This is a genomic window from Candidatus Brocadia sinica JPN1 (assembly GCF_000949635.1).
In the GTDB taxonomy this organism is placed as follows: Bacteria; Planctomycetota; Brocadiia; order Brocadiales; family Brocadiaceae; genus Brocadia; species Brocadia sinica.
Map to the genome: position 1 here is coordinate 1,689,853 of NZ_BAFN01000001.1, position 24,578 is coordinate 1,714,430.

13 protein-coding genes are annotated in these 24,578 nt (G+C 46.6%); 8 read left to right on the plus strand and 5 right to left on the minus strand.

What is annotated here, in order from left to right; translation table 11 throughout:
* Nucleotides 1-27: 27 nt before the first annotated feature.
* The 3 genes from BROSI_RS07580 to BROSI_RS07590 are packed head-to-tail and all read right to left on the minus strand — an operon-like array spanning nucleotide 28 to nucleotide 11,742.
* Complete coding sequence (locus tag BROSI_RS07580; RefSeq protein WP_052563139.1) at nucleotides 28-2,445, minus strand: type I polyketide synthase; 2,418 nt, start codon at nucleotides 2,443-2,445, stop codon at nucleotides 28-30.
* Entirely contained in the window at nucleotides 2,442-10,928 is an 8,487-nt protein-coding gene (locus BROSI_RS07585; RefSeq protein WP_052563140.1) for a type I polyketide synthase, read from the minus strand. Before BROSI_RS07585 ends, BROSI_RS07580 begins: the two co-directional genes overlap by 4 nt.
* Nucleotides 10,929-10,971: 43 nt before the next feature.
* Nucleotides 10,972-11,742 carry a polysaccharide biosynthesis/export family protein gene (locus BROSI_RS07590; RefSeq protein ID WP_052563141.1) on the minus strand — a complete coding sequence of 257 codons (771 nt, stop codon included), beginning with the start codon at nucleotides 11,740-11,742 and terminating at the stop codon, nucleotides 10,972-10,974.
* Nucleotides 11,743-12,319: 577 nt separating this feature from the next.
* Here BROSI_RS07590 and BROSI_RS07595 point away from each other — a divergent pair.
* The 8 genes from BROSI_RS07595 (at nucleotide 12,320) to BROSI_RS07625 (ending at nucleotide 20,692) form a co-directional block, all read left to right on the plus strand.
* Nucleotides 12,320-13,294: a KpsF/GutQ family sugar-phosphate isomerase gene (locus BROSI_RS07595; RefSeq protein ID WP_052563142.1), complete on the plus strand. Its 975-nt coding sequence runs from the start codon at nucleotides 12,320-12,322 to the stop codon at nucleotides 13,292-13,294.
* Nucleotides 13,295-13,302: 8 nt separating this feature from the next.
* Nucleotides 13,303-13,845 (plus strand): KdsC family phosphatase, encoded by a 543-nt coding sequence (locus BROSI_RS07600; RefSeq protein WP_230400656.1) that lies wholly within the window; start codon nucleotides 13,303-13,305, stop codon nucleotides 13,843-13,845.
* The gene (locus BROSI_RS07605; RefSeq protein ID WP_200891718.1) at nucleotides 13,835-14,089 is read left to right on the plus strand and encodes a type II toxin-antitoxin system HicB family antitoxin; all 255 of its coding nucleotides are present in this window, start codon (nucleotides 13,835-13,837) and stop codon (nucleotides 14,087-14,089) included. The genes BROSI_RS07600 and BROSI_RS07605 overlap by 11 nt, the downstream gene beginning before the upstream one ends.
* Before the next feature lie 96 nt (nucleotides 14,090-14,185).
* Complete coding sequence (locus BROSI_RS21300; RefSeq protein ID WP_420886072.1) at nucleotides 14,186-14,326, plus strand: type II toxin-antitoxin system HicA family toxin; 141 nt, start codon at nucleotides 14,186-14,188, stop codon at nucleotides 14,324-14,326.
* A gap of 40 nt (nucleotides 14,327-14,366) precedes the next feature.
* A complete protein-coding gene (lptC, locus tag BROSI_RS07610) occupies nucleotides 14,367-16,334 on the plus strand; it encodes an LPS export ABC transporter periplasmic protein LptC (protein ID WP_052563144.1) in 1,968 nt (655 codons plus the stop codon).
* Between the two features lie 4 nt (nucleotides 16,335-16,338).
* Entirely contained in the window at nucleotides 16,339-18,132 is a 1,794-nt protein-coding gene (locus tag BROSI_RS07615) for a HEAT repeat domain-containing protein (RefSeq protein ID WP_052563145.1), read from the plus strand.
* Nucleotides 18,133-18,214: 82 nt separating this feature from the next.
* The gene (cobA, locus tag BROSI_RS07620; protein WP_052563146.1) at nucleotides 18,215-19,762 is read left to right on the plus strand and encodes a uroporphyrinogen-III C-methyltransferase; all 1,548 of its coding nucleotides are present in this window, start codon (nucleotides 18,215-18,217) and stop codon (nucleotides 19,760-19,762) included.
* A gap of 87 nt (nucleotides 19,763-19,849) precedes the next feature.
* Nucleotides 19,850-20,692 (plus strand): ion transporter, encoded by an 843-nt coding sequence (locus BROSI_RS07625; protein ID WP_052563147.1) that lies wholly within the window; start codon nucleotides 19,850-19,852, stop codon nucleotides 20,690-20,692.
* A gap of 130 nt (nucleotides 20,693-20,822) precedes the next feature.
* On the opposite strand, the gene BROSI_RS07630 is transcribed toward BROSI_RS07625, so the two are convergent.
* A complete protein-coding gene (locus tag BROSI_RS07630; RefSeq protein ID WP_052563148.1) occupies nucleotides 20,823-21,722 on the minus strand; it encodes a glycosyltransferase family 2 protein in 900 nt (299 codons plus the stop codon).
* A gap of 153 nt (nucleotides 21,723-21,875) precedes the next feature.
* Nucleotides 21,876-24,554, minus strand: a complete 2,679-nt coding sequence (locus BROSI_RS07635; protein WP_052563149.1) for a glycosyltransferase family 2 protein — start codon at nucleotides 24,552-24,554, stop codon at nucleotides 21,876-21,878.
* Between the last annotated feature and the right edge of the window lie 24 nt (nucleotides 24,555-24,578).

A 24,578-nucleotide genomic window follows, 5' to 3' on the forward strand; every position in this document is an offset into this window, starting at 1 on the left:
TAAATGAAAATTCTCTAATGAATTGTTTTACACCATTGAAATCGCAAAAATGAAATCGCCATCATGCCGTGTATGGGCAGTAAAACTCATATCCTTGTAATCGTTCAATTGCCTCGCTAATTCTCCGGAAAGCGCCAATGATACTTCACCTGATTCTGCATCAATCTTCTGAACGAACAGATTGAGGGGATTTCCTGCCATTCCACGGCCAAGGGCTTTCGCTGCCGCTTCCTTGGCGCACCAAAGCCTTAAAATCCATTGTTCTCTTTTTGATACTGGAACTGCGGAAAGGAGCATCTGTTCTTTCGCTGATAAGGCGATTCTTTCCAGCCCCTCATGATTCTGGCCAACTGACTCCATATCAATACCTACACCCAGATGATTACCACACTTACCGGCTACGGCTGCTGCGCTTCTTCCCGAATGGGTAATGGAAATGGTTAAGCGGCAGTCTAACTTCCCGATGAGTTCCCCGCCAGCAAGGGGGCGCCCATGCTTGTCTGTGGTAATTTCTATGTCTGCCGGATTTGCCTTCAACTGGTACTGATCTTTCAGGAAGAGACGCACTGCATCCTTTGCTGCCAGTCTGCCAAGCAACCATTCCATACGGCGTTTCTCCGGTCCGGAAAGACGAAGCCATACCTCCAGTTCCCGGTGACTGAGAACGCCGGGAATCAATGTGTGAAGCAGGCTCTCATCTCCTGTTTCAGAGATACGGCAGCACTGGAACCCCAATGAGGACGGTAAATGAGAGACGATCTGAGGCCATGGGGCGCTGATCATAGTATCACAGGGGATTTTATATGATCCGGCCAGAAATGATGTCATGATTTCCTGCTGTGTAACCAGAAATTGTTCCATCATCTGCAAATGATCCAGCATAGCCCTGGATCGGGAACTGCTCTGAGATTGGAGAACCTTTGGCGCTAAAGAAAAACTCGAATAAGGTAGTGCGTCTGATGTATAGGGTTTACTCCCTGATGCTGGTTGCAATACAGGCAGTTTCTGCGTCAACCTGGCTGATTCCGGTTTCTTTCCTGGCTTTTCTCCTTGTTTATCCACTACGCCAAATGATAACCTTTCCGGCGCCCGGTGTGCATAGAGATAATCAAGACGCATACGGACACCATGAGCAGCCAGCAACCCAATCATATAATTGATCTGTGTTATACCTGAACGCTGTGAGACATTCGACGGTACGGCTATGTAGCGGCGATTTTGCAGGATATCATCAACAAAGCTGGTCAGATTTCCCCTGGGTCCTACCTCGACAAATATTCGTACCCCGTCTGCGTACATTGCATTTATTGTCTCGTGAAAACGTACCGGCCGGCACCACTGTTCAACTGCAAGCCGCCGGATTTCCTCCGGATCATCCTGATGTGATTGTGCTGTCGCACAGGAGTAAATGGGGATGCGGGGAGAGACGATTTTGAGCGCCTGAAAGAAGGGGAAAAATTGGTCGCATACGGGCTTGAAGAGGGGGGTATGATAGGCGCGATGAAACGGTAACAGGTTACATATGGCCCCCTGAGATTGTAGCCGATTCGTTACACTGGCTATGGTTGTTTCGGACCCGCAGAGGACTATCTGATGCGGGCAATTATCCATAGCCACATGGAGCAATCCTCCGCTTTCAGCTGCCACTGAATCCACCACTGAGGGATTTGCAGCGCCTACTGCCAGGAGTCTTGCATCGGGGATTTTTTCTTTTAAGGATTCATGTATGCGTAATAAATCAAGGGCGAGTTGAATAACCTGCTCCTCATTTTGGAGATCAACAGCACCTGAAGCCATCAGCGCTACGAACTCTCCGCTACTGTGACCAACCATTGCATCAGGCCGGATTTCCAGGTAATCAAGTAAAGTAAAGAGCGCCTGGTTCGCAATAAAAACCGCTGCCACGGCAAAGTCCATTTGCCAGAGAATTTGCTCAGAGGTGTCAAACCGTGAGGATTGAGCATGGGGCGGAGGAAATATTATCTGACTGGGCAGTATATTCCTCTTGTTGTTAAGAAATGCCCGGTCGATCCGATCGAAGCAAGCCCTAACATCCTGAAAATGCTGGTATAGATCGGCTAGCATATTGACATATTGCGATCCCTCCCCTGGAAAAAGAAAGGCGAGGGTTCCTTCCCTGCTTAAAGGTTCTTCAAAAAAGAATATTCCGCCTTTGTCCTTAATCCTGTTGCAGCGAGGATTCTCCAATTGTTTAAGGCTATGGTTCAGTTTTTTTTCTAAATCCTGCAGGGAATTTGCAACGATCGCAAGGCGGCATCCGGATTCCTGCAAAGGGCAGTTTAGAGTGAAAGCCAGATCCTTAAGTTCTAGCGCGGGGTTGCCTGAGATAAACCGGCAGAGCCGGTCGACTGCTTTCATCAGGTCATGGCGCGACTCTCCCTGAATGATGAAGACCTCTGTATCCCAGTGGTGAGGAAAATTCATTCGTTGTTTCCTCTGACTGGTGTAGCAACACCGGCGAGCCGATTCAGTGCTTTGCTGCAGGAAGCTTCTACCCCCTCCATGAAAGCCAGCATCCGGCCGGCAGTATCGAGGAAGTAAATATTCACTGAAAGAATATGCCCGCCACTGCGGGGATATGCCTCCAGAGAACACCGAACCGGTGAATCAGAAGGAGAACCAAAACGGCGGTAAGATTTAAAACCGGTAGGAAGCGGTGTCATATCGTAATGGAAACGCTCCCACAGGATAGCGAGCTGTAAGCTACAGTCAAGGAGTACCGGATCGATCAGCCATCGGCTGCCGGTATTCTGATTGAGGCATTGGTCTGGTAGCGACGGAAGAAGGAATGCACATATCCCCTGTTGATTGATTCCTTCAATCGTTGATATGCCTTGAAAACAAGGACCATGGAACAGCCAGCGCCGGTACATGTCATCTACTGTCATGGGAAATGGACGAAGCCCGCAGAGTACACCGGAATCGTACAGTGGGGGAGATGGAAGCCGCTTCCCTATCTGGACTATTGCGCGGTAACAGGGATGACTCGGCTTATTCAATTCGTAAATTTCCATTTTTATCTCGCGAGTCAGATTTTCATGGGAGGAATAAGTTTGTGGTTGAGCTACGATACGGATATCACGGGAGCCATTATCCATAACAATTCCCCGAATGAGAGCAAGGGATTGAATACCCGCAATCTCCCACTCCGGCCATCCCTTTTGAGCGACCTCTGCCATCAACTCCATTGCCATAGTCATCGGCAACACAGGCTTTCCATCAAGACGATGGTCATGCAAGTATAAATCAAATGCCGGATCCAGCGCCCGGACAAACTCAACGGTACCATCACTTACCAGCCGCAGTGGTGCACCATCAAGGAGAGGAAATGTGTTTGGAGGAGAGGCCATTTGTTCGACCTCAAAATCGGACCATGGCCCGTTTCCAACAACGACTTCGGTTTCACCCTTCCTGCCCAATCGGAGTTCCTCATCGAACAATCGCCGGCCTGTGAGGGGTGAAATGAGTTGCACACCGCGCCCAGCAAACTGTCTTTTCGCTTCCGCTGAAACCATTCCTGTCTTATCCCACGGACCCCAATTGATCGCCACAACCCGCCCAGGCCATCGGCTGTCCAGGTAAGCCGCCAGTTTATTCAGCACTTCGTTTGCGGCAGCGTAATCGCTCTGACCACAGTTGCCAAAACACCCGACTACTGAAGAGAAAAAAACCAGGAACTTGAGCGAATCGGGTCGAAGTTTACGACTGAGGATGAAGGCGCTATCGGCTTTTGTATGAAAGACCCGATCGAAAGAATCGGGGGTCTTATCTTCAAGCAGCTTATCTTCAATAACTCCGGCGCCGTGAATGACGCCATCCAGCCTGCCATAAGAACGATAAATCTCATTGATGAGGTTGCTAAAGGCCTCTTCGTTGCAGACATCTACCTGATAATAACGTACTGTTGCCCCAGCTTGCTGCATTGCTGACAGGTTATCCCGCATCTCTCTTTCTTGTAATAAATGAGAGTAGGCGGCTTCGACCTGTACAGGAGTAACTGACTGCCCTGATTGTCGCATCCGATTGATGAAAGCCGCTTTCAAGTCTTGTGGTGAGGTGAGTCTTGCGGTCTCAGGTGGCTCATGAGGTGCAGGGAGTGGTGCACGCCCCACCAGCACAAGGGTAGGTTGGTAGAGCTTTGCCAGTTCGCATGCCACCTCAGCTGTGATGCCTTTTGCGCCACCGGTAATAAGTATGACACTGTTTGAATCAATGGTCAGATTGTCCGGTGCGTTCTGATCCGGGAGAACTTTCCTGGGCTTAAGAATAAATCGATGCGAATCCCTGTAGATAACTTCGGCCTGTTTGCTATTACCGGTCATCTCACAGAGCAGATTATCTGCTATAGCTGGATTCTGTTTTTCTTCTTTGCCTAAATGAATTACCTTGCAACAGACACGTGGCCATTCTAAGGTTAATGTCTTGATCAGTCCGGCAATTCCACCCTGGTCTGGGGAAAAAGGTACAAACTCCTTCGTATTGTTATTGAACGCACAGCCCATGCCGGTTGCTGCTATCAGCCAACCACCTCCCGTTTCAGCAGCCCGTTTCAGGTCTTGACCGGCAGCCTTTGTAAGGTAGAAGAGGCTTTTGACTTCCAGACGAATGCGATCCCTCCAATTTTTCATATCCATCTCTTCAAAGGATATTCCTTTCTTCAAAGGAAGGAGATGTATGATACCAGTGATTGATCCACCTTTCTTACGAATAAGGGTTATAAGATCGTGTACCGCTGTTGGATTAGTCAGGTCTGTCGTGTAAAGGTTTGTTTCCGTTTCAGTGGTTTTATTACCCATTCGAACGAGAATAACATGCCCGCCGAGATTTCTGAGTTTGTCTGACAGGGTACTGGCAATTCCCTGCTCGTCGTCGGTAATGATGAAGACTGAATCCGGAGTTAATTTCAATGGTCGATTACTGAATGGGGCATTAACGGTCGTCAGGAGACAACGGGAGACTTCGGCTATATCAGTACTTACTTCGGAAAAGGTCTGAGTATGTGCAACTTCCTGACGATGAAGAGTTGCCCTATCTGCTTTCATATCAGGTTGAGATTGGAAGGAGTTACTGATATAGTCAATGATGCCGCGTAAGGTCTTGATTTTCGTCAATTCCTCCATTGCCATCTGTGTCTCTCCATAACCGGAAAGATAGGTACGCTGGAGGGCGCCGAGGATCTCTACCCGTTTAATGGAATCAATACCCAGATCGGCTTCAATATTGAGATCCAGGCCAAGCATCTCCGGTGGATAGCCGGTACGCTCGCTCACAATCTGGAGGAGCTGTGTTGTCAACCGTTCTGTATCAAAAGAAGGCCGTTGTTTCAAGTCAGAAGAGGTCTGGGTGGTTACAGCTGCCTGTTGGTCAGTGGCTGGCTTATCTGGTCTTGTCTCAGGCTGAGATTGAAAGATATTACTGATATAGTCTATGATACCCCGCAGGGTCTTGATTTTCGTCAGTTCCTCCATTGCCATCTGTGTCTCTCCATAATTGGAGAGGTAAGCATGCTGGAGGGCGCCCAGGATCTCGACCCGTTTGATAGAATCAATACCCAGATCGGCTTCAATATTGAGATCCAGGCCAAGCATCTCCGGTGGATAGCCAGTGCGCTCGCTTACAATCTGGAGGAGTTGCGTTGTCAGTTGCTCTTTGTCAAAAGAAGGCTTCTGTTCCTGACCAGGAATGGGTTCAGGTTCCTTAGGCAACAGCGGTGAATGTTCCGCCGATTGAGAAAGGGGGGATGTTCGTGCCTGAGGAGACATATTGTCCATGAATTTGAATAAGGCTGAAACTTCGGATTCTGGAATTTGACCACCATTTGAGCCCCGGAGATAAGCAAGCATGACCTGTTGTTGCACCTCCAGGAACCGGTTCATCAATTTCTGGAACTGGAGAATGACGTTTCTGTCTTCTTCGGTTGAAGTAGGAATTTCAATATTACCGGGTGGTATTGACTGTATGGGCGTATTGCTATATGTCCCTGCGGTTTGCCCATGCCTTGCTTGAGCCGTTTCACGAAGGGGACGAACCCGGCTGCCATCAACCAGCAAGGTTGTAAGAGGGAGCGGTTGTTCCCCGGTCTCTTCGGCGAGCGCATCGAGCCTGAGCTGGCGTGCCTCCCTCCCCTGATAGAGGCGATCAAGCTGGAGATGCACTCCGTGAACCGCCAGTTGCCCTAATGCGTGTAAAAGCTGAATGATGCCTGACCGACCAGATATATTTAATGCCACAGCAAGATAGGATTGACCTTCAAGAATCTGATGCGTCAGTCCTGTGAGTACATTGCGCGGTCCAACTTCTATAAAAATGCGGGCGCCTGCACCGTACATTGCCCCGATTTCGCCCGCAAACTCTACCGGCTGTACCAGATGTTTGCTCAGAAGGGCGGTAATGTCTTTCGGGTGCTGAGGATAGGGCGCCGCAGTGGTGTTGGAAAAGACATCCAGTTTTGGAGTAACGACTTCGATGGTTGAGAGGAACCCTGCCAGTTGTTCCCGTGCCGGAGCCATCAATGGCGAATGAAATGCGCAGGAGACAGGTATGGAACGGGTCCGTATCCCCTGCGATTTCAGACGTTTTACAGCCTCTTCTGTGCCGGGTCTTGTTCCGGAAATGATCGTTTGTTTTGGGGCGTTAAGATTGGCAACCCATACACCCTCAACTGGCGATATGATCTCTTTGACTGTCTCACTCCCTGCCTCTACGGCAATCATAGTTCCGGGGTCTTGTCCTGCCATTTCCGTGATGAAGCGTCCTCTTGCCTCAGAAAGAGTGTACAATATCTCTTCACGGAAAACGCCTGCGGCACATAACGCAACATACTCACCGTAGCTGTGTCCGGCAACCATGTTCGGCTTGATTCCGAAGGTTTGCAGCAGGTGGAATAAGCCCATATCTGCTGCACCAATGGCCGGCTGGGCGATGTTGGTCTTTGTAATCTCCCGCTGACGGGTTTGCTCTTCCTCCTGATTGAAACAGGGCGGTGGAAAGATAAAGGCGCTGAGTGACCGGGGGAACCGGCCTGCCAGAGTATGGTCAGCCAGTTCAAACCGCTCCCGCACTTCAGGGAACAGAATTGCCAGATCATGAAGCATGTCGGGGTACTGGGAGCCCTGTCCGGGAAACAGGAATGCAACCTTGCTACCCTTGCCAAGGGGTTCCACGGTGAAATAGATGCCTTTTGGGTCCTGGATTTGATTACACCCTGGTTTCTTTAAATTTTCTCCGGCAGAGGTTAATTTCTGCTGTAAGTCGTCCAGTGAGCTGGCTACAATTGCCAGTTTAACTTCGGAATGATCTTTCTTGGAATGTTTCCACAAAGTATAGGCCAGATCGTGCAATGCCGGCCTGGCGCCATGCGATAGTGCCTGACTTAGCTTATCTATAGCCTCGGTCAGTTCTTTGCGGGAATGCCCCGTCAAAAGGAAGAGTTCGCCCGGCCAGCAATGGGAAGCAGAATCATGGGATGAGGATAAAAAATTCCCGGTGTACTCCTCAATTACAGCATGGAAGTTCGTTCCGCCAAAACCGAAAGCGCTGACGCCGGCCCGGCGCGGCTGATCCATGGTTCCGCAAATCCAGGGACGCGCCCTGGTATTTACGTAGAAAGGGCTTCCTGCCAGAATTGAATTAGGTTTTTCGACTCCGATAGTTGGGGGGAGCACCTTGTAATGAAGCGAGAGTGCAACCTTAATCAGGCTGGCTACTCCCGCCGTAGATTTCGTGTGTCCGATCATTGACTTGACCGACCCAATGGCACAACTCTGGCTGGCTGCACCGGCAGTTTCAAATATTCGTTTGAGTGTTTCAATCTCCGCACGGTCACCGGCCACCGTTCCTGTGCCATGCGCCTCGATTAGACCAACGGTTGCCGGAGAAAACCCTGCCTTCTCGTATGCCCGCTTCAATGCTAAGGCCTGGCCTTCAGGTCGCGGGGCTGTTAACCCCTTGTCCCGCCCGTCACTGGAACCCGAAATGGCCTTGATTACCGCATAGATCCGATCTCCATCCCGTTCGGCATCGGACAAGCGTTTTAAGACAAGGGTAGCAATTCCCTCACTGATCACAATGCCATCGGCGCTTTCATCAAAGGTCCGGCATCGTCCGCGCGGCGAGAGCGCCTGGGTCTTGCTGAAGCAGAGATAAGAAAAGGGGTTTTGCAGCGTGTCGGTCCCGCCGGCAATGACGATATCGCTGGTTTCATTTTCAAGTTCCCTGACTGCCATATATACTGCGGCCAAAGAGGAAGCACATGCCGCATCTATCGTATAGTTGACCCCGCCAAAATCAAAGCGGTTTGCCACCCGACCAGCGGTTACATTGAGAAGGATACCTGCAAAGGAGTCTTCTGTCCATTCCGGAAGTTTGGACAGGGCTTCCGATGGGATATTTTTCACAAACAGGGGCAAATTGGATCGAAAAGAGTACAGCTGTCCCAGATCAGAGAGGCCACCGCTTGAGCCAAGAATTACCGATGTCCTTTCCCTCTGAAACGGACGATGTGCATATCCTGCGTCCTCAATTGCTTTTTGAACCACTTCGAGCGTAAGTAATTGAAGTGGTTCTATGGAGGACAGGGTGTTGGGTGGCATTCCATATTTGATTGGATTAAACGGAACGGGATCGATGAATCCACCCCATTTGGAATAGACCTTATCACGGGCATTGCGATCGGGATTGAAGTAAAGTTGCCAATCCCACCGGTCTTTTGGAATCTCGGTAATTGCATCGACCTTATTGAGGATATTCTCCCAATAGGTTTTTAAGGTACCCGCTTTTGGTAACATGCATGCCATGCCGATAATCGCAACGTCGCTGGGCTTTGTCTTTCGATAGGCCAAAGTCTGAATTGGCTGGAATTCAGCCAACTCTGCCAGTCGTTCGGAAACTTTGACCGAGACCTCGTGATGAATATCCTTAACCGTGCAGGCTCGGTCGCGGAGCGCCGCAAGCTGACCGATCATATACATGCCCTGATTGTGCTGTTCCTCAGCGCTGAGCACGATATATTTCGGTGCCCCTCCGTCCTGTCCTTGTTGTGGATTACGGATAATACCTTTAGAGGCGGCCCGCAACCGGCCAAGATTGAGTTCTTCGAGGGTGTTGCGGATTTTCTCAACCGATGCCCCTTCAGCAGACAAGCGTAACTTTTCCTGAGCGAATATCTTGGTATAGGGTGTATCGACGCAGCGGGTGGCGTGGCCCGGTCCGCTCTCCATGAGAGTGGTTTTGGTGCACCGGATTGCCTCCTCCTGGAAGGACTTGACAATGGCTCCGGTAGCCACCGCTTCCTCAGTAAATAGGTAGGCTGTACCAAGGAGAACACCGATCTTTCCTCCTCGTTCGGCCAAAGGGGCTGCCATAGTTGCTACCATAGAAGCGGAAAGTGAGTCATGAATACCCCCCGCAAAGAGGACGTGGCAGTTCGCCATGTCTTTTCCGTGTAACGACTCGGTGAGTATATCGATCATTGGATTCCACAATACAAAGCTTGACCGTGGCCCCACATGGCCTCCACACTCGCGCCCTTCAAAAATGAAGCGGCGTACCCCGTTTTCGATGAACATCCTGAGTAAGCCGGGTGATGGGACATGCAGGTAAGCATGAATACCCTCCTTTTCGAGCGCATGGGACTGGTCGGGTCTTCCGCCGGCAATGATCGCAAAGGGTGGTTTGTACGTTCTGATAACATCCAGTTGTCTCTGAAGGAGGTCCGGGGATATGAATCCCAGTATACCTACTCCCCAGGGTTTGTCACCAAGCAGCTTTTTCGTTTCTTCGAGCATATCCTTAATCTCCCGTGCATCCAGCATGGAGATAGCAAGGAAAGGCAATGCCCCCTCTTCCGCCACACGGGCTGCGAATGCGGGTGTGTCAGAAATTCTGGCCATCGGACCCTGGACAATCGGGTGGCGCGTGCCATGGGAGCGAGCCAGCGGAGATCCCTCATCAAGGGGACGGATCGTCTTAGCGGTCCTGGTATGTGAGGCAATTGTCTGCCGGAATCCATCCAATACCCCTCCCACGGTGTGGAATCGCTGGGCAAGTGATGCGGCGAAGGCTGCGTCCTGACCAAGAAGCCAGATGTGTTGCCCCGGATCACCCCATCCGGCTCGCTTCTTGATTTCCGAGCGCAAAACAGCAAGAATTTCTGATCCGGGACGAGTGTCTGTGGCAAGGGTATTTACTACGCTGGATAAATCCTGGAGGACGGGTAGTCCCGAACGGGAGTAAACCCGGCAGACCCCGCCTGTCTCAGTTCCCATACAGATTGTTTCGCTACCGTCCATATGAGCTATGACAGTTTTGACTGTTTCCGGCAGGGAGGACTCTCGGGTTAATGCAAGCTGTATATCCAAAACCACACCTGCGGCTCCCGCCGCATTGCAAGCCGCTGCCGTGTGCAGTCCGATGCCCCCCTGAACCCAGACAGGCAATGATATGTGCTTCAATAATTGCTGAAGGAGTATGAAGCTTGTTTCTTCCCCCACCCACCCACCGGCCTCGTTTCCTTTGGCAATGAACCCATTTACTCCTATAGCACTTCCAAGACGTGCCTGATCAAGAGAGGTTACTTCCAGGAGAACGGTAATATTTTTGTGCCTGAGGAGTTGGATATGCTTGTTGAGTATCTCAGGATTATCACAGGTCAGAATGGCCACATTAACCTGCTGAGGAAGTTTGGGTATTACACTGGTTGCAAAAGGACCGTCTCCCGTGTCAAGTTTAACACCACAATCCTTTTTCGTATATTTGGCAAGATGCGAAATGATGTCAAGTCCTTCTTGCTCATTTTTAACATGTTCAAGGTCTACAATTCCGATCTCCCCGGCCCTGCTGGCGGCAATTGCGATGGATGAGTCTGGCAGGCAGGGGGGGGTCAATGCAATGAGTCGAAATGTTTGCATAGTATATTTCTCACGACTAAAAGAGTTTTTGATATGGAAGATACTAAGGTGGTGAGATTACGATAGGCGTCCGTGAGACGTCTATTCTTCCATGAAAAACCTCCTCGTCTATGCGGTCGCCCAAAAGGATACCTTGTTCAGTCCATGCAAGAGGTCGGACAATATTCTCAAAGTGCTTGAAGAATCGATCAACATCAGAGATAAATGTCCGCGGGACATACACGACATCCCCACTTTTTAAGAAGACATTTTGGGATAAATCTCCCGTTGCGAAGGTCTTTTTTAAATCAAGCCTCTTCAGTTCCGGTTTCTCAGGCCCGCCTCTGATTAACACGATACTATTATATTTTCCGTCCAGGGTATATCCGCCTGCCTTTGCGATAGCTTCAATGATGGTTGTTGGCGTATCAACTTGATATACCCCAGGGCTGTGAACTTCTCCTAAGATGAAGATCTTCTGGCCCTTAAATGACGTAATTTCTAAACTTACCTGGGGATCTATAAGGTAAGCTGAAAGGGACTCTTTAATTTTCCCCCGAAGTTGGTGTATGCTCGTTCCCTTTGTGTGAATTTCGCCAATGAGAGGAAATGTATTTATTCCATCTGGCGGAATGCGTACTTTTTTATTAAGGTCATCATGTCTGTATACCGTTAATTCCACCTCGTCGCCCACACCCAAGATAAATTCGGATACAACCACATCTTTTTCTGTCTCGGAAGGTTTTGCGTCAACTTCCTCCTTCGCCGGTTTCTGCGTTGTGGCACATGAAACGGCTATCAAAAAGAGTAGACAGGCAAAGATTATTCTCTTCATCAACAGGCACCAATGCGTTTTATACTAATCATTACGTGTCATGAATGCGGATTCTTTCCATAAATCAGGATATCAGAATGTTCATAAATCTTAGGGAAAGTTTTCGGTAAATGCAAGGTTTTTTTGTGTATCCATAAACATTGCCTCCATTTTGGATAGGCCGGAAAATGTTTTGGGTTGCTTCGTGTCAATACACATTTGCAGTGTTATTTTCTGCTCCCTTGCCATAGCAAGTATTGTTAATCAGGTGGAATTATATTCTCTTCTTACCTCATACCTCTGTTTCATTGGTCGCAGGCTCAGCCTTACCGGTATTTTACCCTCAATGGTTCCATCCTTTTCTCTTGAATGTTGAAGGATTGACCACTATAATTAATTAGACTACGTACGAAAATTCATCGATTTCATGTTGTCAATACGAAACTTGATTGTGTAGGAATTTTCATTTTGTTTATGCAGGTTTTGTGGTCATAAATTCACGTATAAGGATTTTCATGTTACGTAAGGTAGGAGCCAACTCCTGTTGGCGACTTGTGGCGCTTGCAATCCGCTAATTTATCGAATTCTAAATAACCTGATGAAAGAAGAACTTTTATCTGATATCGACTTTGCAAAGGATGTGCTATTCCTCGAAGCGGAAGCTATAAAAAATCTGATCAACCGTCTGGATCATAATTTTCAAAGGGCGGTTAATTTAATCTTTAATTGTAAAGGCCGCGTGGTAGTTACTGGTATTGGGAAGGCGGGGATCATTGGCCAGAAAATTTCAGCTACACTGGCCAGCACGGGAACCCCTTCATACTGGATACATTCGTCGGAGGCAAGGCACGGTGATCTTGGGCGCATTGTTACCAACGACATTGTCCTGGCGCTTTCTAATAGCGGTGAAACAGAGGTTGTTACGCTCTTGCCCTGGGTGAAACAGATTGGGGCAAAGGTGGTCGCCATGACGGGAAACAACAAGTCTTCTTTGGCCCAGCACAGTGACGTTGTTCTTGACATGGGAAAGATTAAGGAGCCGTGCCATTTAGGTCTTGCTCCATCGGCAAGCTCAACTGCAATGCTCGCCCTCGGTGACGCATTGGCCCTTACAGTTTTTAAAAAACGAAATCTTGGGAAAGAAGATTATGCCTTTTATCATCCGGGCGGGGAGCTTGGCAGAAAATTGCTTACGGTAGAAATGGTCATGCGCAAGAATAAAGAGAACCCGGTGGCCGATGAGGACATGCCTTTGTTAGATGTTCTTACAATTATGACAGAAAAAGCGGGTAATCCGGGCGCTGTGAGTGTTGTTGATAAACGGAAAAAACTCGTAGGATTTTTTACTGATGGCGATCTGAGAAGGCATTTGAAAAATGGCATATCATTTTTGCATTGCAGCGTGAAGGATGTTATGACGCGTTCGCCCAAAGTCATCCATGCCCACTGTTTAGTCGCCGAGGCATACAAGATACTAAGAGATCACAAAATCGATCAGCTTCCCGTGGTGGATGACTCCAACACGCCTGTCGGGATTATAGACGTACAGGATTTACTGGGGGTTGGATTTTAAAATTTAATTTGATAAAAAATATAAAGCTCGTCATTGTTGATGTTGATGGTGTTTTAACGGATGGCACCATTTATGTTGATTCTCAAGGGTGCGAAATAAAGGCATTCAGTGTGCTGGATGGCACTGGCATTTCATATCTCCATCGCGCTGGGATCAAAACCGCAATTATCAGCGGGAGGACCTGTGATGCTGTCATACATCGTGCGAAGGAACTGGGTATTGAGGATGTATACCAGGGAGCCAAAGATAAAATAGATGCCTATGGAAAAATCATGGAGAAATATGCACTTCGTGATGAAGAAGTGTGTTATATTGGTGACGACCTTATCGACCTTCCCATACTCCACCGCGTGGGATTCCCTGTTGCAGTTGCCAATGCATCACCCATTGTTAAATGCCAATCTGACTATGTTACAAAAGCAAGGGGAGGACACGGCGCAGTGAGAGAGGTTGCCGAAAAGATACTTAAATTTCAGGATAAATGGCATCTCATTATGGAGCGATACGATATAAGAAACCTGATATACAAGGAGAAAAAATGTGAATTCTAAAAATATAAAAAACCTTCAGCATACGATTAAGGCATTTATTAGAAAAGGAGAAAAATACTATATTGCAGAGTGTTATGAAATTGCTGTTGTTACACAGGGGAAAACCCTGGATGAAACAATTGATAATCTTGAAGAAGCAATAAGGCTTCATTTAGAAAATGAAGATTTATCTGAGTTCGGTTTAGCCCCTAATCCGACTTTATTAGTAACTATGGAGTTGGAAGCTATAGCTGATGTCGCCTAAATTAAAAAGGCTTTCTGGAAAAGAAATTATTTCAATTTTAAACAAATTTGGTTTTGCCATTTTACTCAAAGGGGTAGCCACATAAAACTCAAACGTATTGGTTCTGCCGGAGATAAGCAGACATTAACAATTCCTTCCCATGATGAACTTGACGTAGGAACATTGCGTGCAATAGTAAGACAAGCCAGTCGTTATATTCCAGAAGAACAATTAAAACCCTATTTTTATAGTAAATGATTAAATCATAATAAAGGGTGTTTTTTATTTTTACACTGCCATGACCATTCGAAGATACATACTCATTGGTATTCCCGTTGCCTGCATACTCTCTGTCATCGGATCGCTCGTTATCTCCAAGCCAAAAAAAGAGATTGGGAATCAAAAGGAAATTCCTTCCCCACAAAAACAGGTTCGCAATATAAGCACTATAACTGGTACAGACACAGTAACGCAAACAGTACAGGGTCTGACTATGCCAAATTACGACGAGCAGGGGAAAGAGGTTGTAATTATGCGTGGAGAAAATACCATCCTTCTGAATGATAATGTCTATAAAATCATTGCTCCGGAAATTGAAGTCCTGGATTCTACAAGGCCTGAAAGTGAAACGTATTCTTTTTTGATCACATCCAACACGGGGGAGATGAATAAGACCTCTGATGAAGGTTATCTCTCCGATAATGTGGTTGTTCATATCGATCCGGAAACCCAGCTCAATACCGACTATTTGAGATACTTACCCGAGAAAAAGTTTGTATATACCGACGACCCTGTTGCCATCAATGGGAAGGGTGTAAAAATAGTAGGACAGGGCTGTGAAATAGATCTTATTAATAAGAAGATGTGGATCAAAAAAGACGCGGAGATGGAAATGGATGGTGTTAAAAACGACCTCTTTTTTCTGTCACAGGACAGCGCCCAGCAAACTGCGCAGAATCAGTCAGATGAAAATGGTACAAGAGAAATGCCATTCGAAAAAACCTTTATCCGCTCGAGCGGACAACTTATTTTTGATAGACACCCCGATGCAAATATTATGACGTTTAACGACAATGTTGAGATTAAAAAGGGTAGTTCGACGGTTTTTTCCGACAAGCTGGTCGTTTTTCTTGACCCGGAAACAAAGAAAACAAAACAGGCCATCGCCAGCGGGAATGTACTCGCATCGCAAGGAACAAAAATTGCCAAGGGAAGTTTTTTGACCTGGGATGTCAATACTCAAAGCGCAATTCTGGAAGACGCGCAGAAGGCAGAATTTGTCGAAGATAATCTGAATATTGACGCGCAGAAAATGATTTTCTATAAGGATATGGGTAAAATAGACGTTCCGAGTTCCGGTAGCTTAAAAGCTACGATGAAAGAAAAAGAGGGTAAAAAAAAGGCGTTTGCGGAAACAGGGAATGACGACAAAAATATTCGTGTGAAATGGGATGGGAAAATGAATTTTTTGGATGATACACGAGAGGCAAATTTTGAAAAGAATGTTGAGGTAAGGAAGGAAAATTCAACCTTATCATGTGATAATCTTAAAGTAACGTTTAACGATCATGATTATAACCTGCAGACTTTGAAGGCTACAGAAAAAATACACATCCTTGACAAGAAGGGCAACTTATTCAAAGAGGCCGTTGGAGATCAGGCCACCTGGGATGTAAAAAATAAGGTCACCATCTTACGGGGGCAACCCTTTGCTTTGTTGAGAGAAGGAAACAAAAGACAAATTCTTGCCCCCAGGGTTTTGTTTTATGAGGATGGAAGGAAAGTGTTGTGTGAGGGCAAGGGAAGTTTGTATGAAAAGGGGGAAGAAAAACTTTTTAACGAAAATACTGAGGAAACAGATATAAAAGTGAACTGGGCTAAAAAAATGATCTATTATGACGCATTAAAAAAAACGAGCTTTTATGAAGTGGTGGAGGTTACGAGAGGTGGGCAAAAGTTGAACGGCGACCAGATCGATGCTTATCTGGGCCGTGACAATAAGATAACGAAAATCATTGCCACAGGCAATGTCTATTTTTTTAGCAAGAGTTTGAGTGGCAGTGAAGGGTTAGGGTCACTCTTCACCTGGGATTTAGTAAAAAATGTAGCTATACTGACAGGCAATCCAAATGCGGAATTACGAAAGGAAGGCTCACGAACATTTTCAGAAAAGGTATATTTTGATATGGCTAAAAACCGGGTTACCTGGGAAGGCAGACCACACTGGCAACTCATCAGCAAAGAAACAAAAAGTTCGGAGAAATAAACAGATGCGTTATATTCCAATCGCGATTTCTTTTTTATTAACCTTCCCGGTGGTATCGGTTTTTGCACAGGATACCAGGCAGGTTGAAATCTTTGCGCGTCATGGCGTATTAGAGGATGTGCCGGAAAATACGTTTGCAGCATTAGAAAGGGTTGCCGAGTTAGGTATCGATGGGATTGAAATTGATATTCGGCAAACAAAAGATAATCAGCTTATATTGATGTGCGATGAAACGATCGATAGAACAACCGATGGGAAAGGGCGCGTTGATCAGTTGCTATATGCCGAGATACAACAATATGATGCCGGTTTGTGGCGTGGCATTGCGTTCAGGAAAGAACGGGTGCCCCTGCTTTCCGATGTCCTGAAATTTTGTAAAGTTAACGATCTCAAATTGATCCTGAATGCCAAACAAGCTTGTTTGGAAAAACAAGTGTTGGATCTTGTCAATAAGTTTGGGATGTCTTCGCAGGTATATTTATGGGGGACGCTGAGAAATCTTAACACGGAAGATGCAGAATCCTATGGGAAAGAACTCGTTTTTGTATCGCCGGAGGAAATGGCTGAAGAAAAAATTAATCTGATACACGAGGAAAAGAAATACGCATTTTCGGTTATACTCGAAAATGATGACAGAAAGACCATAAAGGAATGTGTCAAGAGAGGGGCGGATGTTATCCTGGTAGATTATCCCTGTGTTGCCATGGATATCCTGAATATGAAAAGCCAGATAAATGTTAAGGGAAGGCCAGGAAAAAGAGAGATTTCCGGTTCACGGCAAGACGCAAACAACAATGCTGGGTATCTTCAGGGGCAAGTAAAAAATCTGGTAAAAACAATGGAGGGCGCTGACTCTGATAAAGCAAAGACTGCTGCGATGGCGCTGATGGTGTTGCCGCAGAGGTACACGGCGCCCCCTCTTTTAAAACTTCTCGAAGATAAAAAACCACAGGTAAAACAAAACGCTGCCTGGGCGCTCGGATTTTGCGGTGATGATAGTATTGCGGCATACGTACAAGATCTTCTCAAAGACAAAAACACTGCGGTACGCAGAGAAGCGGTTCTTGCACTAAAGCGACTAGGCGCCAAACAATCGGTTCCGGCGCTTGCAGAAGCATTAAAGACCGAAACCGATCCGGATGTAAAATATGATATAGCGCGGGCTTTCGGAACACTTGGAGACCAAAGTACTGTTTTCACATTAAGTACTCTGCTTACGAAAGAAAAAAGCTGGTATGTGAAAAGTGGCTGTGTGGAGGCATTGGGGCACATTGGCAGCGATAAGGCTATGAATATCCTGGCGAAGATTTTGGTTACTGATGCCGGGGAAGACGCTATATGGGCACGAACAAAGGCTGCATGGGCATTGGCTGCGATTGGGGAAAAATCCATTCCTTTGTTGACAGCTGCGCTGAACGACAATGAGGAAGTGACGAGACGCAGGGCGGGATGGGCGCTGGTAAAGATTGGTAGTCCTTCAACAAAGGCGTTAATTGCCTCATTGCGTGAAATTAACAAGTATGCAAGGGAACGTGCAGCACAAATCCTTGGTTGGATTGGCGACGAAAGAGCGGTTACTTCACTCATATGGGCGCTCAAGGATAAAGAACCGTCTGTTGTGGGTTCTGCAGCCTGGGCATTGGGCAGGATTGGCAATCCCAAAGCGCTTTCCGCGCTCCATGGTCTGATCAATAATAATAACGAAGATGTCAGAGCGAATGCGGTTGAGGCTGTGGAAAGAATCGTGGCAAAAACAGAAAAAACGGCCTATTATACAGAACCTGCACAAAAACCATAAAACGTGGTTGATTAATGCGTAATTTTTCAATATTATAGTATTTTAATTTGCATTAAAAATACTTAAGAAAGGTCTTGTTTCGATGAAACGCAGCCTTGTATATCTTGTGGGTGCAGGTCCGGGTGACCCACGACTTATTACCGTAAAAGGCCTGGAATGTATAAAAAAAGCTGATGTAATCATATATGATTATCTGGTAAACATAGACCTCCTCAAAGCCGCCAGGCCTGATGCAGAATTTATCTATGTCGGCAAACAGGGAGGCGCGCACACCCTCGAACAAGACGAGATTAATCAATTGCTTGTGAAAAAGGCGCTGGAAGACAAAATAGTTACCCGGCTAAAAGGTGGCGATCCGTACGTCTTCGGACGCGGTGGAGAAGAGGCGCTGGTGCTCCATGAAAACCGCGTGCCTTTTGAGGTAGTTCCTGGCATTACTGCGGCCATCGCGACTCCTAATTATGCAGGTATCCCTGTTACCCATCGTGACTTTACCTCCACTTTTGGACTAATCACCGGGCACGAAGACCCCACAAAAGACGAAAGCTCAATCGATTGGGCAAAGATAAGCACCGGAATCGGTACACTCGCATTTTATATGGGGATCAAAAACCTTCCGTATATTACCGGACAGCTCATGAAACACGGCCGTTCCAAAGATACCCCTGTTGCCGTGATTCGATGGGGGACCACGCCACAGCAAAAGACGGTGGTGGGAACGCTGGATACAATTGTACAAAAAGCCAAGGATATCCGCCCGCCTGCAATTACCATAGTTGGTGAAGTAGTAAAACTGCGGGAACAACTCAACTGGTTTGAGACCAAGCCGTTATTCGGAAAGACGATCGTCGTGACACGTTCGAGGGAGCAGGCGAGTGAATTTGCAGATCAATTATACGAACATGGCGCGCAGGTCATCGAATTTCCTACCATTGAGATTACAAAACCTGATGCTGTTCAACCCCTGGATGAAGCTATAAACAGCATCCAATCCTATGATTGGCTTGTTTTTACGAGTATCAATGGTGCCGATGCTTTTTTTCAGCGGCTGTTCGAACTGGGAAAGGATATTCGTGATCTTAAAGGCATTAAGGTTTGTGCTATTGGGCCGGCAACAGAAGGTGGTATTGAAAAGTACCATATAAAGGTCGATTGCAGACCGCCGAAGTTTGTTGCGGAGTCTGTGGTAGAGGAATTAAAGAAAATAACGGGTATAAAGGGCGAAAAATTCCTGTTGCCTAGGGCAGATATTGCCAGAAGCTTTCTCCCCGAAGAGCTTCAAAAGTTAGGGGGAGAGGTGACCGATTTAGTAGCTTACAAGACCATCATGGCACAACCGAGGAATATCAATCTTGTTGACAAGATTAAAAACGGAGAAATTCATATTATCACGTTTACCAGCTCCTCGACCGTCAGGAATTTTGCGCAAATTGTCGGTGAGAAAAACATTGCTGCGTTGAATGGGCACGTGCAGTTTGCCAGCATTGGCCCAATTACCACACAAACAGCGGAGGATGTGGGACTTCGCGTTACGATCCGGGCTGATGAATATACCATTCCCGGATTAGTCAGCGCTATCCTGAAAAGCGTCACTTCCGCTACCATCCAAAACAGCTATAAATCATTATGATGCGAATCGTAACTTCTGTTTTGTTGAAGGGAAATTTTATACGGCCTGATGTCTGGTAAAATTTCTGTTAACAATTGAAGAGGTAGAATGATTGAAGAAGTAAAAGACAGGATATTTGCTGTTTTAGATGGATCATCAAACGATAATTTATTTAACAGGATATTCCATCTTTCCATTATGGCATTGATTTCCCTTAACGTCCTTGCCGTTGTTTTGGAAACAGTAGAAAGTCTTTCATCTCAATACGTGATTTTTTTTAAAACATTTGAGGTGTTTTCAGTGTCAGTGTTCACTCTCGAATACCTTTTCCGAATGTGGACTTGTACTGTGGACACCCGGTTTCATGGCGCTATTAACGGGAGAATCAGATTTGCGGTGACACCTTTTGCCCTTGTGGATTTGATGGCGGTTTTGCCATTCTACGTACCGATGTTTCTTCCCCTCGATTTGAGATTTATAAGGGCATTACGGCTTTTTCGTTTGTTTCGCATCCTGAAAATGGGAAGATATTCTGAGTCTTTGAGAATGCTGGGAAATGTGCTGAGAGAAAAGAAGGAAGAGCTGCTAATTACGATATTTGGGGTACTGATTCTGCTGGTGATTACCTCGAGCCTGATGTACTTTATTGAAAATGAGGCACAGCCGGATGCCTTTTCGAGTATCCCGGCGGCAATGTGGTGGGGGGTGGCTACCTTAACCACGGTTGGCTATGGAGACGTTTATCCCGTAACTCCTCTGGGAAAGTTTTTGGGGGCGATAATTGCTCTCCTGGGGATTGGAACACTTGCAGTTCCAGCAGGGATACTTACTTCCGGTTTTGCTGAGAAAATTCAAAGAAAGTATAGAAAAAGCACCATATGCCCGCATTGCAGAAAAGAGATTGATGAACCGAAGGAAAAGTTGCCTGGCAGCAAACAAATAGGATGGTAGGGAAGAGATGTTCCGCCGTCTTTCAAAAGAAAAGGAATTTAAAATAGATAAATCTACCTATGCTTGCCGGCTTTTGTCATTTCTCCGGAGATTTACTATGGAGTATTAAACAGGCGTTTACTAATCATTGTCAGAACCTTTTCATGAAATTTTGCAATCTCCGAAAATTGTTTGTTCCCAAAAAGGACAACAAGAGGAGAAAAAAGGATCGTATTTCTGCCGGATAGATTCTCATCGCTGATAAAAAACATTTCCGGCCCTTCTTTGTATTTTCACTACTGCAATAAAGCACACCAAGACGAATATGATATTGACTGTAAGCTTTACGATTAGAAGAAAAGATGTTGCTGTATCTTTCCAACATTAATTCAATTCCCCTTATTCTTGTCTTAGCATTAGCGGAAATATTGTTTTTGTGAATATGGTACTTTACCAGGGGTTTTTCAATATATTCAAAGTAAAATTCTTTCGAAATGCGAATCCACAGATCATAATCTGTCGGGTAGGGTATCATTTTATCAAACAACCCTATTCTTTCAAAGCATATCCTCCGTATCATAACTGTCGATGGCACTCCAACATAGTTTTTGATAAGAAGAAACTTATAAATATCGCCTTTTTTGGAAGGACGCCTTTTTTTTAATATTTTCTGACTTGTTAAGTCTACTTCAACATAGCCACTATACACCACACCAACCCTTGTTGGGCTATTTTTTAATAAATCAACCTGTAATGTCAATTTCTCTGGCAGCCATTCATCATCATCATCTAAAAATGCAATATATTCAGAATCGGAATTCATTATTCCGGTATTCCTAGCCTCTGCTTCGCCTTTGTTTATTTCGTTACGTATATATTTTATTCTCTTGTTATTCAGTTTACTCACAATCTCCGGGGTATTATCCCCGGAACAATCATCTACCACGATTATCTCAAAATCCTGAAATGTTTGATTTAAAACACTTGTAATTGCAGAGTACAGAAGCTCTGAACGATTATGGGTAGGAATAATTACACTAACTTTAGACACTTGTAGCTCCCCCCGGAGGGTCCCCCTTATAAATTCTTCTCACGTAATAATATCGGAAGATTTACAAAAATATTATAAAATAATAATGCAACTGAAGACGCAAGACAAATTTTAGAAAATAGTAACTAAATGGAATATGAGATGTATCGGTCTTTAAAAACATCTGAGTGTATTTGCCTTATCGGGCATTTGCTCCGGTATGGCTATCGATTCCTGGTTTGCCGGTATATATAGTCTCCTGTGTCCTTCACGCCCTGCACGCCGGAGCGACAGCCAGAATGCAAAAGGCCCGGTTAGATTACCAATAATTTCGATTATAAGAAGTGGCAACGGATAGATATTTCTGCCATAGAAGCGATGTATGATCCGCCGGAGATGCGTTATTGGCAACTCTAGCAACAGTCGCAACAGTGCACGCAAATCGCCATCGAAAATCAGTGTGGCAAGATGATAGGCAACCTGTCCCTTCCCATAGTTGTAAAGATGATGGCGCAGAGACGGCATATTGGGGTAATACCTGCTCCACACATAAGCGTCTGGCTCATAGACAAGTGTATAGCCTGCCTTGAGTACCTTATAGAAGAGATATACATCCTCGCCGCCACCTGAAGGCGTGCCAGGCCCCAGCGTTTCGTCCATCAGGCCTATTCCGGGATTTCTGAAGATACTGGCACGTAACGCTGCATTGGTTGTTGCGCCAAGCTTTCCTATGGGTACAGCGCGGCGCCAAAACGATTTAAGCCAGTCCCCGTCTGCCTCCAATGGCTCAAAGCCGTATCTGAATTCTTCGTGGATATCAAAGAATCTTTGCGATCTGGTTTCGAGTTCGGCTGGCAAAATATTGCCAGTAACAACCATAACATCGCTGCGGCCAAACGGTGCAACCAGTTTTTCTAACCAATCTGGCGGCATTGCCACATCGTCATTGATAGTGATAACAATCTTGCCCTTGCTCATCATGAAACCTTTATTTCTGGCGCAAGCCAGCCCCCCGAACGGTTCGTTTATCAGCATGACCGCGGAAAACTCAGCAACCACAGGTGCAGTCAGGCCAGAGGATGGATTACGATCCACGACAATAATCTCGGCCTGGCGAGAAGTTTCTTGAGACACGAGGCAGTTTAAACATCTGCGCAAATCGTCAGGGCGGTCAAGTGTTGCTATTACGACTGAGACTGTAATATCAAGCGGCAATCTTACCGTCTCGCATGCCATTCCCTCATTGGTCGGTACAGAGTGCCGGGTTAAGGCTGACAGTACGCCAGCCTGCATGGAATTTGCATCAGGATTATGATATAGTTCGAGAAGCTTGAGGTTAAAGCAATCAACGATAGCCTCACAAAGACGGGTTACACTCACTGACTGGTGACGATTCGCTATATCCACACTGCCCAGTAAATTGCCATCCCTGACTACAAACACGCGTACGCTTGCGTAGTCAGTTACATCGGTAAGCGCACGCAGTGGTTGGCTAATATCTACGGTGCGCACAGCGACAGCATGCGGATTCTTGAGGGTAACCTTTCGTGATATAATTTTCTCAGGCAACGCCGCTTGTGTAAGGGGGCCAAATCTATGCGTGATTTTTTCTGCGGTGCGTCGTGCTTTTTTGTAGCAGTACAAACCGCGGAATGAACCCTTTAGCCTGGCCAGGAGAATATCACGAGGGAAGTACGACGGATACACCGAGGAAATTAACAAAGAGCGCATCTGCCGCAAAAGCCAGCGGAACCCCAGCCGGAAAAAAGCAATCCGTTCATCAGGATATGCAAGAATACTGCGCGTCAGGTACGCATAAAAGGCAGTGCCCCAGGTGGAAAGCTGAGTTTTTAGGTGTGCATAATCGCGACGGTGACAATGCCGCACAATCGCCCCCGGCTCATAGACCAATGAATATCCCGCTTTCAGCACACGAAAGAACATCTCGAGGTCGCCGCCACCATTAGTGACAGTGCCTACATCCAATGCAGGATCGAAGTAGCCAATTCGATCGAACAGACAACGGCGGTAGGCCATATTAGCCCCGGTACCGTACTTACCCGTAATTCCATGAAGGGACGCCGCTCGTTCACCTCTTTCGATATTCACCCGACACCACTTGCGCTCAAAACCTCTCCCGAAACCACCGCATTGCTCAAAGAGTAGCTGGGCTTCGGTCTCAAGCTCGTAAGGTACCACAAGCCCGGTAACAGCCATAACCTCAGCATTTTCGGCGAAGACAGCGGCAATGGCTTTAATCCAGCCTGAATCAACCACCACGTCGTCATCGGTGTAGGCGATAATCTCTCCACGGGACTCGATGATTGCCCGATTGCGTGCCCAATCGAGGCCAGGACGAGGCTCACGGACATACCGCATATTCGGGTAACTCGTGCGTACTAATTGCTCGGTTGCAGTACTGTTCGGCGCATTATCAACGACGAGAACGTCCAGTTTCTGGTAATCAATGCGGCTGAGAGAGTCAAGGCATTGTGCAAGATCTGCAACACGGTCACGGGTACAGACCGCAACGGTCACCAATGGTGGTGGTTCATTGTAAACCGGATGCGGTATATCAGACAGATCGCCTGTGCGTAATCCACCCGGTCGTGGCAGCGTCATCAGACCATCATATAAAAGGTGCCGTATGATGGCATGTCCATGCTTTCTCTGGATGGACTTGCTAATCGCCGCCACAGTACATTTACCATCGCTAACAGGTATTTTGATGTACCCAATTGGCGTGCCGTGCAAACGAACCAATGCCTGTAATGACCCATACCCATCCATGCCCTCAATATCTGCAAGTGGACGGCTCAATTCTATGTCGGTTACTTTTATCGGCTTATACACAGTAGTATTCGAATTGTTTTTAGT

Bases quoted from the DNA above. Each gene is read 5' to 3' on its own strand.
- BROSI_RS07580 (WP_052563139.1), bottom strand. From the start codon at position 2,445: ATGAATTTTCCTCACCACTGGGATACAGAGGTCTTCATCATTCAGGGA.
- BROSI_RS07625 (WP_052563147.1), top strand. From the start codon at position 19,850: ATGATTGAAGAAGTAAAAGACAGGATATTTGCTGTTTTAGATGGATCA.
- BROSI_RS07585 (WP_052563140.1), bottom strand. From the start codon at position 10,928: ATGCAAACATTTCGACTCATTGCATTGACCCCCCCCTGCCTGCCAGAC.
- lptC (WP_052563144.1), top strand. From the start codon at position 14,367: ATGACCATTCGAAGATACATACTCATTGGTATTCCCGTTGCCTGCATA.
- BROSI_RS07615 (WP_052563145.1), top strand. From the start codon at position 16,339: ATGCGTTATATTCCAATCGCGATTTCTTTTTTATTAACCTTCCCGGTG.
- BROSI_RS07590 (WP_052563141.1), bottom strand. From the start codon at position 11,742: ATGAAGAGAATAATCTTTGCCTGTCTACTCTTTTTGATAGCCGTTTCA.
- BROSI_RS07595 (WP_052563142.1), top strand. From the start codon at position 12,320: ATGAAAGAAGAACTTTTATCTGATATCGACTTTGCAAAGGATGTGCTA.
- cobA (WP_052563146.1), top strand. From the start codon at position 18,215: ATGAAACGCAGCCTTGTATATCTTGTGGGTGCAGGTCCGGGTGACCCA.